The sequence below is a fragment of the Microcystis sp. LE19-41.2A genome (assembly GCF_027530405.1).
Taxonomy (GTDB): Bacteria; Cyanobacteriota; Cyanobacteriia; order Cyanobacteriales; family Microcystaceae; genus Microcystis; species Microcystis aeruginosa.
The window spans coordinates 1-16,491 of sequence record NZ_JAPZQJ010000554.1 but is presented as its reverse complement, the minus strand read 5'-3'; the positions used below and the strand labels follow the sequence as shown (position 1 = coordinate 16,491).

Genomic DNA, 16,491 nt, shown 5'->3' with positions numbered 1-16,491 from the left:
GATTAAAGCGGGAAAAATGTTAAGAAGCCGACTGGTTTTTAATCTGCTCGAAGATGCCGTTATTGGCCAGAAATTCCTTTTCGATCAACGTCCAACCCCCGAGATCTTGGGCGTTGAAAAGGGTCTTGATCGGCGGGAATTGTAATCCTTCATCCTTGGCCACGAAGGGATTGACCGAGCGATAGCCTAATTTGGCCAATTCCTGTTGTGCCGGCTCGGAATAGAGGAAATTCACAAAGGCCTCGGCCACCTCTCGCGTGCCGTGTTTATCGACATTTCTATCCACCACCGCCACGGGATTATCGATCGAGATATTGACCGGGGGGACTAAGTAATTGGTATCGGGTTGATTTCTTGCCGCTAGAATTACCTCGTTTTCGTAGGTGACTAAAACATCCCCCTTTCCTTCTTGGAAAAAGGCATTGCTGGCTTCCCGCGCGTCCCTGGCTAGGGTGGGAATCTTTTGATAGACCAGGCGGACAAAATCCCATGCCTGTTGCGGTTCGCCCCCCGTTTGCGTCACCGAACCCCAGAGGGCTAATAACTGCCAAATAGCGATCCCGGAAGTTTTCGGATCGGCGGATAGAACCGTAACGTCCTCTCTAGCCAGATCCGCCCAAGATTGAATCTTTTTCGGATTTCCCGCCCGCGTCACGATCGCCGCCACCGAGTGACTCACCACCCCCCGCCGCGGCACCCGATCTTCCCAACCGCGATTAATCAGGCCGGCTTGAGATATCCGCATCACGTCGAGGGGAAGGGCCAGATGTACCACGTCCGCCTCTTGTTTCCCTGCGATCACGTCATCGGCCTGGGCCAGGGAACCGCCGTAACTCCGCTGGAAAATGACTTTTTGGTTATGCTCTTTCCGCCATTTCTCGACGAATTTCGGGATAATCTGGTCGTGGGCGGCTTTTGTGACCGAGAAGGAAACGAGATTCAGTTTCACCTCCGGTTTTGAGCCGATCCCCCCGCAGGAGGCGAGGGCAATACTTGCCAACAGTCCCACTAACAGGAAGGAAAGGAAGCTCCTCCCCGATAAGGAACGAAAGCGACGAAACAGCGATCGAATTGGCAACAGTGATACATTCATCGGGATTTTCTCGATAAGGTTGCTCTAAACCAACTAATTTTTTCTTCTCTCTTCCTGAATTTTGACTCCCGTGGGAGCCGGAGATTGGCGATTTTTACGGGGGGTCTAATTTAGCCGATGGGAATCAACAGGCGATAGGAGCCGTTATCGAGAATAATCCGTAGGCCCAACCACATCAGCACAAAGGGGAAAAGCTTACTCGCATAACGGCTGAGGACAACCGCGATCCCCGGTTGGCGGGTTAGATTATAGGAGAGAAATAACCAAGTACAAACGATTAGATAGCAGATCGGGATGATTACGGCTAACTGCGCCACGGTACTATTGGCGAATAGGGGAATATAGATACCGAGATTATTGCCGCCATTGGATATCGTGACCGCGGAAACTTTATAGGTTTGGCGATCGCTGAAGACTTGACCGAGGGATAGTCTGCGGGAGGCGAATCCGTGAAATCGGGCGTTTCTTCGCAAATTCACCTTGCGATCTGCGGTTTCCCTCTCGTTATCGCGATTTAACGTCAGTAAATTTCTCACACCGATGAGGATTGGCAAGATTCCGAGAAGACCGATATAAATCGGCGGGATGATTAAGCCGAGTAGAAAACCCAGCAAGCTCACCGATACTAAGGCCGTAAACCCGACTAGCTCGCCGACGACAACGTGAACCGGGCGAAAGGTACGATTTACCTCGCTAAAGAAGCCGGTTAGATAAATATTGTCGTCGAAGGTGGTGGCTATGCCGGTGGCCACCGCGATTTTGACGATTTCGATCAACCAATCCATCCATACCACCTCGATCTCTCAAATGCGGGCGCAATTTCACTTTAAAACTATATCATTTTCAATACATTTATAAATGTACTTTGTTACACAATCGAGGAGTCGTGGATTTTTATAGTATGTAGATAAAACTAATGGAACCTCTCCCGCTTGCCCTGAGCCAAGTCGAAGGGATCAAGTTGGGAAACCCTTCCTTCTTGTCTCCTTTCCCGATCATAAATCTTGTTTTCTGCGAGAAATCCCATGCTCCACCGTTCGATCAAGTGTCTCTGGAAACCGTGGCGAAATTGGCGGGCAGTTCTTCCCGCAGTGCTTTTTGTGACCAGCCTCGTCGGGAGCTTTCTCCTGGCTGGATTTTCCGACACGAACGCAAAGCGCTCGCTACGCGAGATCGCCGTCGGTCAAAATTCTCGATCCGATAACCTGATTCTGAACCTCGTCGATAGCTTTAAATTCCCCCGAAATACGACTCCCCGGCTATTGGAAACCGTGGGATTATTTATCGCTGGAATTCTCTTCTGTATCGCGATCGATCGCTGGTTCAAGCGCTCGACCCCCTCCGATATCACTCCTCTCGCCAAACAAGCGCGGCGGTTAGGAACCCTCAAGATCGGCTATCCCGAGGGTATGACCAATCTGGAAGTTCTCCGCGCCCAGGCCTTTCTGGAAAGACGCTTAAAACCCTTTGGGGTGACGGTAACGTGGACGAGTTTTCTGGCGGCTTCCTCTCTGATCGAGGCCTTGAGCAACGGAACGATCGACTTCTGCGGTGGTGGCGGTACGGCGAGTATTTTCTCGCAAGCAGCCGAACACGTCTTCGTCCGGGTAGCCAAGGAAAAATATACCGCCCCGAAAGGTCAGGCGATTCTCGTGCCTGAGGATTCGCCAATAGAGACGTTGGCGGATTTAAAAGGAAAAAGAATCGCCTTCGATCGGGGTTCGAGCGCCCATTATGTCCTCATCCGCGCACTGATGAGAGTGAATCTAGAATTAAGCGATATCGAACCGGTGTATGCGACTCAACCGGAAGCACTGGTGCTTTTTCGTCGCGGTGAGATCGACGCTTGGGTGGTCTGGGTTCCCTATTCCCCCACCGAGACGCGCACCTATCCGGGAAGATCGTTGGCCGATTTGGAGAGCATCTTCGGGGAAAACGCCTCTCTAGAAGTGCCGACCTATTATTATGCGGTTCCCGAATTGGTGCGGGATTATCCCGATGTACTGAAGGTGATTTTAGAAGAGGTGAACGAGGCGGGTGCCTGGGCGAAACAACAGGAGTTAGAGGCGACGAGACGCTTGGCAGCCCACCACGAGATCGATCCGGCGATCGTGACTAATCTCGAACAACGGGCCTCTGAACGTGCCATTATCCCGATCGATGATCGCTCTCTGGCAGCCCTACAACACCAAGCTCATATCTTCCGAGACCTGAAGCTGATCCCCCATCGGGTCAATGTGCGCGACGGAACCTACACCCTACAGACGAAACAAAATTGGACCTATTAACCGGACAGTAATATTTTGGGCATCGGTTGGATTTATGCCGCTACCAAATAGCCGATGATCGGGTTTCTAGTGGATATTATCATTATTATTCTCCCTTTTGCATGAGCGCCTGTCCTTATCTAGCAGCGGAATTTAAAGCATCGACAAATTTGAATTGTTTTTGGATTTTAGATTTTGGATTGAGAATCCTGAAAATCCTCAAATACTGATTAGATTTTGGCTTTTTAGAACTTCCTGTAAACATTGACTTTACTCTATTCACTGTTCGCTTATAGTCATTTCAGATAAGTGGGTGGGTGGAATTAAATATAAGATGAACGTAGGTTGGTTTGAAGCATGAAACCCCACACCCCACACCCCACACCCTGCCCCTAGGAAAAGCTTTTTCAGCAAACCCTACTTAAGTCTGATACAGTCTAGACCGACAAAATCCTTATGAACTCTGGGATTGATATTCTCAATCTTAATTGAAATGACTATAATCCTAAAAGTTATAACGAAACTATAACAAAATATTACGAAAAATTTACGAAAAATAATACCACAAGTGTTGACAAAGAAATCAAGAGTCCTTACCATTCAAAAAATAAGAAAAAAAACGAATCTTAAAGCTTCTGCAAGTGAGTTGGGCGCATTTGCCAACCTCTCTCCAGTGGAACAGCGAAAATTCCCAAAACTGACGATTTAGGTTTCTGCTTCATTCATCCCTACATACTACAGTTATGACCACACTTCTAGTCCCAGTTTACCTTGATGCCCTCTACCTCCCCACCAAGACAAATGTACTGGAGGAAATGACTGATTATAGTAAGCTCCCCTACTATAAAAATAGCCAATTAGTAAATCGCGGTAGTGCTTATATTAGCGAAACTGTATTAACGGTTCCCTTTACACAACCCCAATTGACCTTAAAAGCAGGCATTCACCTACACTGGTCTTTACCAGATGCGCTGACTAACGGTATAGCAAGAGATGGAGAACAAGGCATTACATTTCCCCTTGTACCTAATCGCTGGTTAATTATACGACGTGGGAGCAATATAGCAGAAAAAAAATGGGTTGTAGAAAGTGATTATCTGTATCCTGAAGGTGCTACACCAGAAGATACAATTAATATCCTCCATGATCCGGTCACCAATGAGTATCAACCCTATCGTTTTCTGGGGCGTAAATTAGAATTGGGAGCATGGCGCTTAAGGCCAACAAATGCCCAATATATTCAGGAATTGTCCGCTATTGGACCCTTCGCCACAGTTGATGGCTTAGACAACGAAAAAATTGCCTTTGCTGGTTTTTATCCTAACTGTCGTAGTGTGTTCGGTTTTCATGATGAGGACTTCACCACCAACACAACCCCGCCCAAAGACCTACGATATGATGTCATTGGCTGGTATAGCGACGGCGAAAATGATTATCTTGACAAATTTATCAAAGAACAGTACCCAGACAGAGATCCTTTAAGCCTTTTAGACACTCTGCAAAGTAAAGCTGGCTGGACAGTAGAAATAGGCAATAACGAAAGTTTCCCCGATCGTCTTCTCTGTCATGCTTCCCTAAGTTTTGCGCCTGGTGCTTCTGTAACTAACCCACAAGCGATTAAATTCCAAGGAACGATCGCCGTAGGAAACAACCAAGAAGAAGCCATAGCAGCTTATGTAGCTCGTCAACTGGACACAACAAATACAGAAAATCGCAAAACGATTGAGGAGCAGCTAGAAGCCATACAAATGAGTGGGCGTTTAGTACAGCAAAATCTCGACTTTGGACCCAAGTTTCGACAAGGACTACACGAGGACAGCTTTACTGGCCAATGTAAAGAGATATCATGGCAGGTAGTGCCGGAATCTGATCCCAAAATTTCCCAGTCGGGAAGTGCCAACCCAGCAAATGCCGTGCAAGGCGAGGGAATAATGCAGGTGACATTATCCGCCAACATCAGTGATCGCATCAGTAAAGTTAACGAAGCACAGCGTGAATACGACCAACAATTAGCAAAAGTTGGCTCAATTCGAGAACAAGTCTATGCTGATTGGTATAAGTATATGCTGGCCACTTATGTTCTTGTCAATCCAGATGAAAGATTGCTATAGCGGTAAGCGCTTGAGTGAGATACAAACCAAGCTTTGCCTAGCATGGTTTATAGCTCGTGACACTGTACCTCATACGACTGCACACCGCTATAGATAGAAGCAAAATACAAACACTGGGAACAAGCGCAGTTAATTTTATCAACAAAACAAGCGACAGTAATCTAGTTCAAACGTTCCTTAAGGACACTGCGGATAACAATCAATATGGAGTAAAAGCCTTAGAGAATGCCATCAAAGCTGCTGGAGTTTTGAAGGTACTAAAAAATGAACAGGATCAAAATCAAATTGTCAGTGCCTCTGTCTCTAATAATCTTCCAAGATTTCCAAATTACCCTTTTGACAGTAATTCAAAAGCAAGCCAACTGGCGCAGTCGATTAACACACTAATTGCTGAAGTGCAGCAGTTTAACAAAGAATCCCGTTTAATTGCTCCCAAAAAATCAGTCCAAGTCACTGGCGATTCTACCTTAGTGGATGACGATATTGCCATGAAGTGTTTATCTTTCGAGGGCAATCAGAATTATGAAATCTCTAATTTAGGAAATATCCAGTCCATCTCAATGTGGGTAAACATACCAGAGGGAGTTCAGGGTTCCCTTTTAGAGGTAGAAAGCACCAGCCTTTATGTTAATTCTACTAATGGAATTAGCAGCACTTTTGACAAAATTTACATTAACGGACAACAGGTAAACAAACCGATTAACTGGACAGCAATTCCTAAGAATCGGTGGGTTTTCCTCCACTTAGAGGCTAATAACCCCTTTAGTGGCACCGTCTATTTAATGTCTAACTCTTCCGGTAGCCATCGTTTACGGGGACGCATCGCCAGCGTTAGCTTCCACAAAAAACCCCTATCTCCGACCGCAATTGACCGGGATTACCAAGACAAAATCGGTTTGTTCCGACCATCTTACACCATCAAAATAGTTCCAGGGCCTCGCTATTGGCAGCCAAATGATCCCGTAGTTTTAATGACTGGGGAAGTCGCTAAACCGACTCGCAACCGTGACGACGAGCGTTTGAGGACAGATGGTTTGCTGCAATGTCAATTATTAACTCAGTCCATTGACTTGCAGAGCTTACCTGACAACACCTTAAATATTTTTGTCCAATTTCTCAGGGAGTTTGGCAACAACCCCACAGAAAAAATTGGCTTCCGTCAATGGGCAAATCAGCCTTGGAACCCCTTCCTGTTGGAATGGCAAGTGCAATTGAAAGGACTAGAACACAAGAGTCAACAAACCAAGAACGACGACGATAAATACACCCCAAGTGTAAACTACGACACTAACATCTTCAAAGATAAATATCAATTGCGGGTCGATGGACTTGAAATCACCCCGACGGATGCAAGTGCGAATCATTTTGCTAATTATCCCGACCTTTACAGGGGAGCTAGTTTTCTCTCTTCCTCGGCTAGTATGTTGCTCAAGGACAATCTTATAGATTACTTGACTAAGTATTTATTGCCCGACTATTACCAAGAACAAAATATATCCCCAGACGACCAAACCGAGGACTACCTGGTCAAGAATTTTAACGCTGTCAAGGGGTGGTATGACCAGAAAAACCCCACAGCTAGTGATCCTTTTTTTACGGCGCTGCGGGCCTATCAACAACTGCAATCTCTTAACGGCTGTCTCGCCCAGAGTCTCGGCGGCTTTAGTGATGCGCTACTCACCTATAATCGGACAATTCAGTTAGCTGTCAAGGATAATCTACTTCCAACAACTAAACGAGTTCCAACAACTACAACAACTAAAGGAGTAAAAGACTTCCCGGAAAACGTGCAGAACACTTTAACACTTAGCTCTCTTCTCGTACCGGACAGTCTTTTGCGATCGCCTTTAATTGGATTCGATTTTAGTCCCATTCGTCTAGGAGGATTAAAAATTACTGATTTGCGACTTGTGGATACCTTTGGACAGGTTAATGTCGTGCTTGACACTAACAATAGCCGTGAGATTGTCACTAGCCAACCCCTAACACTGCCACCAACTCTTACTAACGTATTATCATCCCATCCCATCTACCTGCCACCCCGTTTAGCCCAACCCGCCCGCTTGAATTTTCGCTGGCTATCGGCCACTCAACCACAGCAGACTCGCCGCAGTAAAAGCAGTAAACCAGATCAGGAAATGAATGATACCCTCGCCACCAAACCAATCTGTGGCTGGGTTTTGCCCAACAACTTAGATAACAGCCTGACTATTTATGATCATGAGGGCAAGGCTCTAGTCATGATTGACCGCACCGCTACATTGCGCTCTGTTCCGGGACATGATTACAGTGAGAAGGAAATTGAGGACATTATTGCTCGGACTAACCTCTATCTCAAGCAAATGGTCTGGTATCTGAGAGATCAAGGACCGGCATTTATCACTGATTTCCTCACCACTGTCAATGCAGCCTTAGAAACCATTGACCCCGAAGGATTTGCTCAACATAAAGCCATCTCCTTGCTAGTGTCGCGACCTTTAGCTCTAGTACGAGCCCGCATCAATTTAGATATCCAAGGCATACCCGCCGTTAGCCAGAACAGGATATCCTTCTCTAACGATCTTTTCTACAATAAATTCCGAACCACACAAGCTTTTGAAAAGGTCAAATTCCCCATCCGTATTGGTGAATATCGGCAGTTTAATGATAGTTTGGTGGGCTACTGGGTAGAAAAAGCCGATGATGGTACTTACAAAGACAGCGTTTTTTATGCTCCCCAAAGTTGCTATGTTCCCCACGAAAAGATCAAAACCCTGTTTGAGAATGAAGAAGATCTCACCCCTGACACTCCCTTGAATCTGGAGCAAACCTTAGAGGAAAATACAGCCCAAACTCTAGTGATGTTAATCGACCCTCGTGGACAAGTTAACGCGACTTGTGGCCTACTTCCTGCTAAGAGTATTTCTATTCCGCCGGAACAGTATGTACCTGCTTTACAAGCGATGGAAGTTACCTTTTTAGCGGCACCACTTCTGAGTGATCTTAACCCAATCAATGATCTTGATCAGATCAAGCTTTCCCTTCCCGAAGTACCCAATTATGAATGGTCTTGGTTAGGAAAAGATGGTACTGTCTGGTCAAATCGTCCCCTAGTTCCCTTTGATTCTCAGTCCGTTTACTCCAGTCCACAAAAAATCTATGATGGCTGGCTAAAATTAACCAGAAAAACAGAAACTAATGAATGAAAACAAACAAATTTCCCTCGAATTAACTTTGGGGGAAGTCAACCAAGTTTTAGAAGCTTTGGGTACCATGCCTTACCGCCAAGTCTATCAACTGATTGGCAAAATCCAGAGACAAGGAGAATCCCAATTAGAGCAACCTGAATCAACCGATTCATGGACTCAAGAAGTCCAAACCGTCAGCGAATAAAGCTCAACCACATACATCAATTTCTTTTTTTTCCCAGGAGTAATGATCATGCTTAACAGAGTTCCCGAAGAAAGTCGTCAAGCCGAAGGAGCCATCAAACGCAAAGCCATTGGTTTGGCCGGACTTTTAAGCCAAGAGCCTTTGAAATTTCAGTTTTATTACGGAGACGAAAACAACCCTGAAATTATTAACACCATCTATTTAAAAGATAGTGATGCTCCCTTAAAGTTATATTTAAAGGTGTTTAATGACAGCGGCAAGGTAGTTACATTTAAAGACCCCAAAGGCTCCGAGAATCCCCCTACAGGATCAGTGTGGGATGAAACAGCTAGTGCGACAAACTGCCATTTTCACCTCCACTTTGAAAAAGATTTAGGGCTTAACCCTCATGAGATAGAGATAGAACCAAATCCAGAGAGTGGACAGTGGCAAGTCAATTATGACGATGAACCAAACTTTTTTGCGTTATATTTTCTTCACAAACAAGAACTAAGGTTGGATCCGCATGCAAATATTACGATATGTTTTTTGAACCTGACAGCTAATAATCGCACTGTTAAAACCAGCAATGTTGAAGTGTTGTATGGTGGAAAGGAGCTAGTTTGGAAGGGAGAAGACCAGGAAGATATTGAGGATGAAATAACCTCCAGAATCGCAATTTCTGTGATCAATCATCCCAGCAAAACAAAAATTCCCTTACAATTCCGGGTCTTAGGTTCTAATAAGATTCTCAACGATGGAACTACCAAAAACACTCTAAGATTAAAAGTGATCAATTCCCCCTTGTCTAATAATGAAAGAAAGATTCTCTCATTAGACCAAAGTTCAAAGTTTATTGTCAGCTTTGAGCAAGGGGAGCATCAAGACGCACTGGTGGCAACAACTAGCCAGTTAAACGCCGTTCAAATCAACGTAAAAGATCCCGAGGATTGGGCACCAGAACATACGACAAATTCCACTCAGTGGAGTTTTACACCCCAGGCATCCCTGAAGCAATTAACAGCAGGACAGGGAATCGAGCTAACAATTAGCGATTTAGTAACAAGCGGTGTTTCTGGACTAGCCTGTATATATATTGACTATCAAAACATTGGTAGCTATCCCGATGGGCGGCTAGTTATACCTATCGAAAAAACGCCACTTTTGTATAGTGGGGGACAGGTTGGTATCGGTATTAATAATCCCCAAGCTAAACTTCATGTGAATGGTGGGAATGCGGTTATTAGTGGTAAGGTCGGCATCGGTACTACAACTCCTAAAATCCATCTAGCAATTGGTGATAATGACACGGGGCTACATTTAAAGGACTCTCAAAACCTGAGCCTCATGGTAAAAGGTAAACAACGAGTGGCAATGCCTCATGGTAAGCCTGTTGTCATCTCTGGTGGGTTGGCAGTGGGTCGTGATAGCACATCGATTCATCGAATATTGTGTGGCAGAGTCACTGTCCTCGAAAATAGAAATGTTGGTTGGGTTGACGCAGATGAGATTAGCTCCGTGATACTCATCAGCACCGGTATTTTCAAAATAAGTTTTAAAGTACCATTTGAAAGTGTTCAAGAAGTTACGACAGCTATTGTTATGCTTACGTCACTAGATGAAGGATGCACAGTCCATCCTGAGTTCACTTATCGGGAGTTTTTTACGGTACGGACGAAAGATGCTAAGAGTCAAGAACTTAAAAACGCATCTTTTAACTTTGTTATTATTATACAAATTGTGTCCGAGAGACCTTGGATCATCAGATCGGAAGAGTTAAGAACTTAAAAACGCATCTTTTAACTTTGTTATTATTCTACCAACTTCGTCCGAGCGAAGAGTTCTTTACAGCTTGTCGACCATGGAGAATTAAAACAAGAATTACCCTCGAAAAGCCTATTTTCCCACTAAGTATTTATGCTTAGTGGGAAGGTGAGAGGCTCCCTCGACGCGAGCCTCTCATTATTAGCAAAATCCAGAAGCAAGGAGAATTACAATTACAGAAATCTGAACCAAAAATTCATTCTTCACTCTTAAAACTCATCAACCAAATCCCCCAACAAACCGATGACTACAAACACCGAACCCAAATTAAAAGAAGAACTGGAAAAAGGTCTTTCAAAAACCTCAAATGACTCACCGGCAAAAGGTCCAAAAATAACAATTTCTATCGGGAAAGACATCGAGTTTATCTCTGAAACTAAACCCGACAAAAAACCAAGTGAAGGTCAAACCATTGTCGCCTATACAGCTAAAGAAAAAGGAGACCCCTTCAGTATCACCCTCAATGATTTGATGGCAACCCTAGATACAAGCATCGCTGACTTGTTACCAAGTGGACTCAAGGATAAATCGATCAAGTTCAAAAATCTGATGGTGATTTACCGGAAAGAACAGAAAACAAGTAAAGGAGAATGGCTGTTTGTCCTAGATTTAGATATCGCCACCAAAATCCAATTAAAATCTCTTCCCGTAGTGCGTGGTTTAATCTCCGATGAAGTCGGTGAAAAAGAATTAGTTCCATCCCTGCGACTTGTCGCCGCGTCTAAAGCCTTTACCATCAAAGAAATTCGCGTTTTAAACGACAAAATCCCTAACAAACCCGACGACGAAGAAGAAAAACTCATCCCCCCAATGCCAGTTCCTAAAGAAGAGGGTACACAAGAAAGCGAAGCCAAACTCTCTGTCCGTAAAGGTTTTAGCTTCTCAGGTCAATTGGGATTAGCCGATGCTGCTAAGATTTTGAGCTTGCCAGTAAGTCCACAAGCAGAAGGAGAAAAAGAAGTATTAGCTCCTGGTGGAGCAAAAGAAACAGTCACCAACAGTAACTTAGCCGTTTGGTTTGATATAGACAAAACCTTCGGACCGTTTTCACTTAAACAAATTGGCTTCCAATATGAGGAAAAAGCAAACAATCCAGAAATCGGCATCGTCATTGATGCTGCTCTCAAAATCGCTGGTTTGACCCTCTCTTGCGACGATTTAGGAGTCGGGATTGCCTTAGAAGACTTAAACCCATCCTTTAAAATATCGGGCATTGGCATAGAATACAAAAATTCAATTATCGAAATAAGCGGGGCCTTACTGCGTAAGCAAGACACAAAACATGAATATGAAGAATATCTGGGTTTAGCCAGACTCAAATTTAAAAGTTTTGGTGTCAGCGCCATCGGTGCCTATGCCTACTACAACAATGAACCCTCCCTATTTCTATATGCCGTTCTTAACGTCACTATAGTAGTTGATCCCTCCTTCATTATCACGGGATTTGCTCTGGGTTTCGGCTACAACCGCGATCTGAAAGTACCTTCCATCGACAAGTTACGAGATTTTCCCCTAGTTGCCGAAGCGGTAAAACCCACCGACAAGAAATTTTCCGATGATAGTGAACTGATTACCAAAAAACTGAGCCAGATGGATGAATATATGCCCATATCCATCGGCTCCGGCTTTGTTGCCATCGGACTCAAGTTTACCTGCTTCCAGATGTTAGACTGCTTTGCGCTGCTAACCGTCGCCTTGGGGGAAGATTTCGAGATCAACCTGTTGGGAATTGCCAAGATGGAAATTCCCACTCCGGCAAAAGACTCGAAAAATACAAGCTGTATTGCCAATATGACGATGCTCCTACGAGCCAGATTTTCTCTGAGTGAAGGAGTAATCTCCATAGAAGGTCAATTAGCCTCAGATTGCTATCTCTTATCCCCAGATTGTCGCTTAACTGGTGGCTTTGCCGTCTGTCTCTGGGTTTCTGGCCCTCATGCCGGTGATTTTGTTATTACTTTAGGTGGTTATCACCCCCTATTCACAAAACCTGCCCACTATCCTACAGTCCCTCGTCTAGGCTTCCAATGGAAAGTCGGAGATTGTCTATCCCTCAAGGGAGAAATGTACTTTGCTCTGTGCGCTCATGCCATCATGGCTGGTGGCCGACTAGAAGCCAATTTCAAACTCGGTACACTGTGGGCTAACTTTGTCGCTGAGGCTCATTTCCTCATCTCTTGGAAACCCTACTACTACGAAATCCTAGTACAAATCCGAATCCAAGCCGGCTTTGGAATACTCGGACCAGTTACTTTAGGGGTGCAACTGCATTTGTGGGGCCCAGAATTTGCCGGTACAGCCACATTTAGAATTATCTTCGTCAAAGTCACTATGGAATTTGGCGATCAATCTTCTCGCTTACCAGAGCCTATCGATTGGGAAAGTTTCCAAAGTTCCTTCTTACCCCCTGCGAAATCAACAGCACAAGGTTCATCAACAGCTGCAGACGTTTGTAGTGTTGTTGTCAATCAAGGAGTCACCAAACAACTCTCACCAGCAACAACCAAAGAAGTCGCCTTTGTCGTCAATCCCAAAGAGTTAGAGCTAGTAGTTAATTCTGCTATCCCCAGCAAGAAAGCATCTTACCAAAAAAATACCCAAGATACCGAACCTCTCCGTTTTAACGATGAAAAGGCGAACACCGATTTTGGCGTTCGTTCCATGGGCATTAAAAAGGATCAACTCGACAGCAGCTACAACATCAAAATTACCCGGAAGACAAAGGCAGGAAACTCACAACTCGTTGATCAGAACCAGTTCCGATTTATCCCCATAACTCAAGATGTGCCAACCGCACTTTGGGGCGATGCTAAGGTTAAAGTTGTTAAAGTCAAGGGTCAAGACTCAGAACGAATTCTTCTCCCTGAAGCTAACGATCAGCAATTTGTCAAGGACGTCCTCTCCGGTTTCCGGATTGTTCCTCAAATCAAGGAAGATGTCTGTAGCACCAATATTATTGATGTCGAGAAATTGCAACACGATACCACCGCCATAAATGAGGTTTACGCTTGGCAAAAAACGACGGCTTTTTCTGGGGTTTCTACCGACAATGAAGCTCGAACTACAGCCATCAAAAACAACATTGTTAGTGCCAATACTCAGAAGAAGCGCAACAATCTGCTCGAATCTCTCGGCTTTAATCTAGCCGATGATGTTAAATTAACCGATTCGGTGGCTAATTCTTTTGTCACTGCACCCCAGGTTAAAGCGTAATTCAATTAGGGGAGGTAAGCAGTTACGCATTTAAACCGGGTATTAACGTAAGTTGCTAGTTACAAATTTTGTCTATGATTTCTAGGTTCGATCCCCCCTAGCCCCCCTTGAAAAGGGGGGAACCAGACTCAAAGTCCCCCTTTTTAAGGGGGATTTAGGGGGATCGAACTAGCGAAGCTTATAACTAGCAACTTGGGTTATTAGAGTATGAGGAAACCCGTAACTCCTCCCCTCTCCCCCCCTCTTATACCAAATCTGATCAGGATTTTCAGGATTTGAAGATTTTCAGGATGCTCAATCCACAATCCACAATCCAAAATCCAAAATCGCCATAATCCACAATCCACAATCAATTAATCATGTCCACATCAACAGTTAAAGTTCAATTCATCCAACATCGCCAACCTCCCCTAGATAGTGGTACTTACACAGTCGAGGTTGAACAAAAAGTTAAAACCGAAGGCTCCAACAAAATACCTGAGCAGACATTCAGTAAAGAGCTTACCTTTTATGTAGATGGCCACCGTTTTGCTCCCCTAACTCCTGATGTCATTTATGCCGTTTTTCCCCCTGCGGGAAACTTGGGCGAGTATTCTAATGCCTTGCCCCATATCATCCTCAAACGCGGTACTCTGCCTTGGGAGCGTACTATCAAATCAACAAATTCTAATCTCCCTTGGTTAGCTCTCCTTCTGTTTCAGGAATCAGAAAAACCTGAACCACAAACGATTAAATTAAAGGAGCTAAAAGCAACTTCTGGTAATACTAAATTCCCCACATTTATATACGAGCCGGGGCAAAATGATGAAGATGTGGTGACGGTAATTGATGTCCCTAAAAACATTTTAGAAAAGATTCTTCCTCCAGAAAAAGATCTGACTCTCCTTGCGTCTGTTAACCAAATAACCAACGAGAACGATAAACCTCTCAGCGAACCTTTAGCCACTATTTTAGGCAACCGTTTACCCAAGAAAGGGGAAGTAAGTACCGTTCATTTAGTCGCCCTTGAAGAACGCTATGATAAGGATTCTGGAGAATTTGACTATCAAGGTGCAGGACCTAAAGATTTCATCCGTTTAGTTAGTCTTGCTAGTTGGAGTTTTACCTGTGTTAATAGTAAGCACAATTTCGATGCCCTGCTCAAAGAAATTGATCGCGACCCCGATACCCTCAGACTTCCCTCCCAAAACAATCATCCAGCGAAGCAATACCTAGATTTAGGTTATGTACCTCTCCACCACGCTCTGCGACAAGGAGATAAAACAATTTCTTGGTATCATAGCCCTTTAAGTACAGGCCAAAGCCAAGATAAGCTAACCGATACTGTTGCTATAGCTGATCAATTGATGCGTTATGATCCTAATACGGGTATGTTTGATGTTTCCTACGCTATGGCTTGGCAGTTAGGACGAATGCTGACCCTACAAAATCAATCCTTGGCTGTTGAGATTTTTAACTGGAAACGCTCTAAAGCTCAAGATTTACATCAGATAAAGCAACAAGTGCTGCACCTACCTTTCAAAGGCACAACTGAAACTAACGGGGATATACCAACAGCGATCGCCAATTGGTTCCAAGATTTAGAATTACTCAAAAACGTTCCTTTTAACTATCTGGTTCCCGATGCGCGGTTACTTCCCCCCGAATCTCTGCGCTTCTTTTGGGTAGATTCCTATTGGGTTGACTGCTTACAAGATGGGGCTTTTAGTGTCGGACGAGTTACGAAAGAAGACTTACAATTAGATGTTATTCGCAGTTTACCCCGAAGCAAAACCCAGTCTGATAAAACTATTACTGGCTTTTTATTAAATTCAGAAGTAGTATCCGGTTGGCCCGGTTTAGAAATAGAAGGTTACGTCAATCCCGTAACTGGAATCGATTTTGTCGCACCAGAGAATAAACTAACCATACTCCGAAGAGATCTGCTATCAGATAATATCTTACTCTGTTTTTTTGCAGGAGAAGTTAAAACTCTTGATCTTTCTCTTAAGGCATCATCCGTTAATTGTGGTGTAGATCCGATTAAAAAAGGAACTAAGATTACTAAAGGACTACGAAACCTCGACGGTAGTCAAACCGACGAGAAAATAGATGTTCCCTTCCGCAATCAAGATCTAGGAGTAATTAATATTGAGGAAATGACCAACAGGCTCAAAGAAGGGTTAAAATCTACCTCCCAATTCACTTCTGCTCAATTTGCAGCAACCATGATTGAGGGATCCCCCAAAGTTAGATTTGTCGCACGGGGTTAGAGTTGTTGGGTAATGTCTTCGGACTTTTGGGAAATCAAAAAGTACCAGGCATGGGAGTGATCAGGGGGAAAATTCCAGGACTTTTTCCCTGAAAATTAGGTAATTGACCCCCTCAAAATCGGTAAAACCCTACACCCCACCTGCCCCCCCGATGTCGGGTAGGGCTGTTTCATTCTCCCATCAGAATATCAAAAGTAAAAGCGATCACTGTCAGGTAAAATGAGAAGTGACCGCCAACCTTTCAAATATATGTTGAGCTTAATAGAAAAACTAAAACAAGTCAAGGACTTTCGGAAAGATAAAGGAAAAAGACACCCTTTATGGATAGTATTAGTAGTAATAATACTGGGAACAATGCTAGGATACTCAGGTTAGAGAGA

7 protein-coding genes and 2 pseudogenes are annotated in these 16,491 nt (G+C 44.3%); 7 read left to right on the top strand and 2 right to left on the bottom strand.

Annotation, left to right across the window (positions count from 1 at the left end; genetic code table 11):
- Positions 1-19 precede the first annotated feature (19 nt).
- Together O9290_RS23265 and O9290_RS23260 are read right to left on the bottom strand one after the other, a co-directional pair.
- Entirely contained in the window at positions 20-1,093 is a 1,074-nt protein-coding gene (locus tag O9290_RS23265) for a sulfate ABC transporter substrate-binding protein (RefSeq protein ID WP_288057008.1), read from the bottom strand.
- Positions 1,094-1,203: 110 nt separating this feature from the next.
- The gene (locus O9290_RS23260) at positions 1,204-1,878 is read right to left on the bottom strand and encodes a cadmium resistance transporter (RefSeq protein ID WP_002763668.1); all 675 of its coding nucleotides are present in this window, start codon (positions 1,876-1,878) and stop codon (positions 1,204-1,206) included.
- A gap of 240 nt (positions 1,879-2,118) precedes the next feature.
- Between O9290_RS23260 and O9290_RS23255 the strand changes: the two genes are divergently transcribed.
- From O9290_RS23255 to O9290_RS23225, 7 genes and pseudogenes are all read left to right on the top strand, one after another.
- A complete protein-coding gene (locus O9290_RS23255) occupies positions 2,119-3,381 on the top strand; it encodes a sulfonate ABC transporter substrate-binding protein (RefSeq protein WP_288057005.1) in 1,263 nt (420 codons plus the stop codon).
- Positions 3,382-4,103: 722 nt separating this feature from the next.
- A pseudogene (locus O9290_RS23250) lies at positions 4,104-8,656 on the top strand (hypothetical protein).
- Positions 8,649-8,843 carry a hypothetical protein gene (locus tag O9290_RS23245; RefSeq protein ID WP_072923865.1) on the top strand — a complete coding sequence of 65 codons (195 nt, stop codon included), beginning with the start codon at positions 8,649-8,651 and terminating at the stop codon, positions 8,841-8,843. The pseudogene O9290_RS23250 and the gene O9290_RS23245 overlap by 8 nt, the downstream one beginning before the upstream one ends.
- 48 nt (positions 8,844-8,891) lie before the next feature.
- The gene (locus O9290_RS23240) at positions 8,892-10,610 is read left to right on the top strand and encodes a hypothetical protein (RefSeq protein ID WP_288057002.1); all 1,719 of its coding nucleotides are present in this window, start codon (positions 8,892-8,894) and stop codon (positions 10,608-10,610) included.
- Positions 10,611-10,889: 279 nt separating this feature from the next.
- Positions 10,890-13,859 (top strand): DUF6603 domain-containing protein, encoded by a 2,970-nt coding sequence (locus O9290_RS23235; protein ID WP_288057000.1) that lies wholly within the window; start codon positions 10,890-10,892, stop codon positions 13,857-13,859.
- Between the two features lie 359 nt (positions 13,860-14,218).
- Positions 14,219-16,111, top strand: coding sequence for a hypothetical protein (locus O9290_RS23230; protein WP_288087592.1), 1,893 nt, complete (start codon positions 14,219-14,221; stop codon positions 16,109-16,111).
- 249 nt (positions 16,112-16,360) lie between these two features.
- Positions 16,361-16,483 (top strand): annotated as a pseudogene (locus O9290_RS23225) (transposase family protein); the annotation flags it as partial.
- Positions 16,484-16,491: the final 8 nt, after the last annotated feature.

What these genes read in the sequence shown, in the direction of transcription:
- O9290_RS23235 (WP_288057000.1), top strand. Translation starts at nt 10,890, where the DNA reads ATGACTACAAACACCGAACCCAAATTAAAAGAAGAACTGGAAAAAGGT.
- O9290_RS23260 (WP_002763668.1), bottom strand. Translation starts at nt 1,878, where the DNA reads ATGGATTGGTTGATCGAAATCGTCAAAATCGCGGTGGCCACCGGCATA.
- O9290_RS23240 (WP_288057002.1), top strand. Translation starts at nt 8,892, where the DNA reads ATGCTTAACAGAGTTCCCGAAGAAAGTCGTCAAGCCGAAGGAGCCATC.
- O9290_RS23245 (WP_072923865.1), top strand. Translation starts at nt 8,649, where the DNA reads ATGAATGAAAACAAACAAATTTCCCTCGAATTAACTTTGGGGGAAGTC.
- O9290_RS23265 (WP_288057008.1), bottom strand. Translation starts at nt 1,093, where the DNA reads ATGAATGTATCACTGTTGCCAATTCGATCGCTGTTTCGTCGCTTTCGT.
- O9290_RS23230 (WP_288087592.1), top strand. Translation starts at nt 14,219, where the DNA reads ATGTCCACATCAACAGTTAAAGTTCAATTCATCCAACATCGCCAACCT.
- O9290_RS23255 (WP_288057005.1), top strand. Translation starts at nt 2,119, where the DNA reads ATGCTCCACCGTTCGATCAAGTGTCTCTGGAAACCGTGGCGAAATTGG.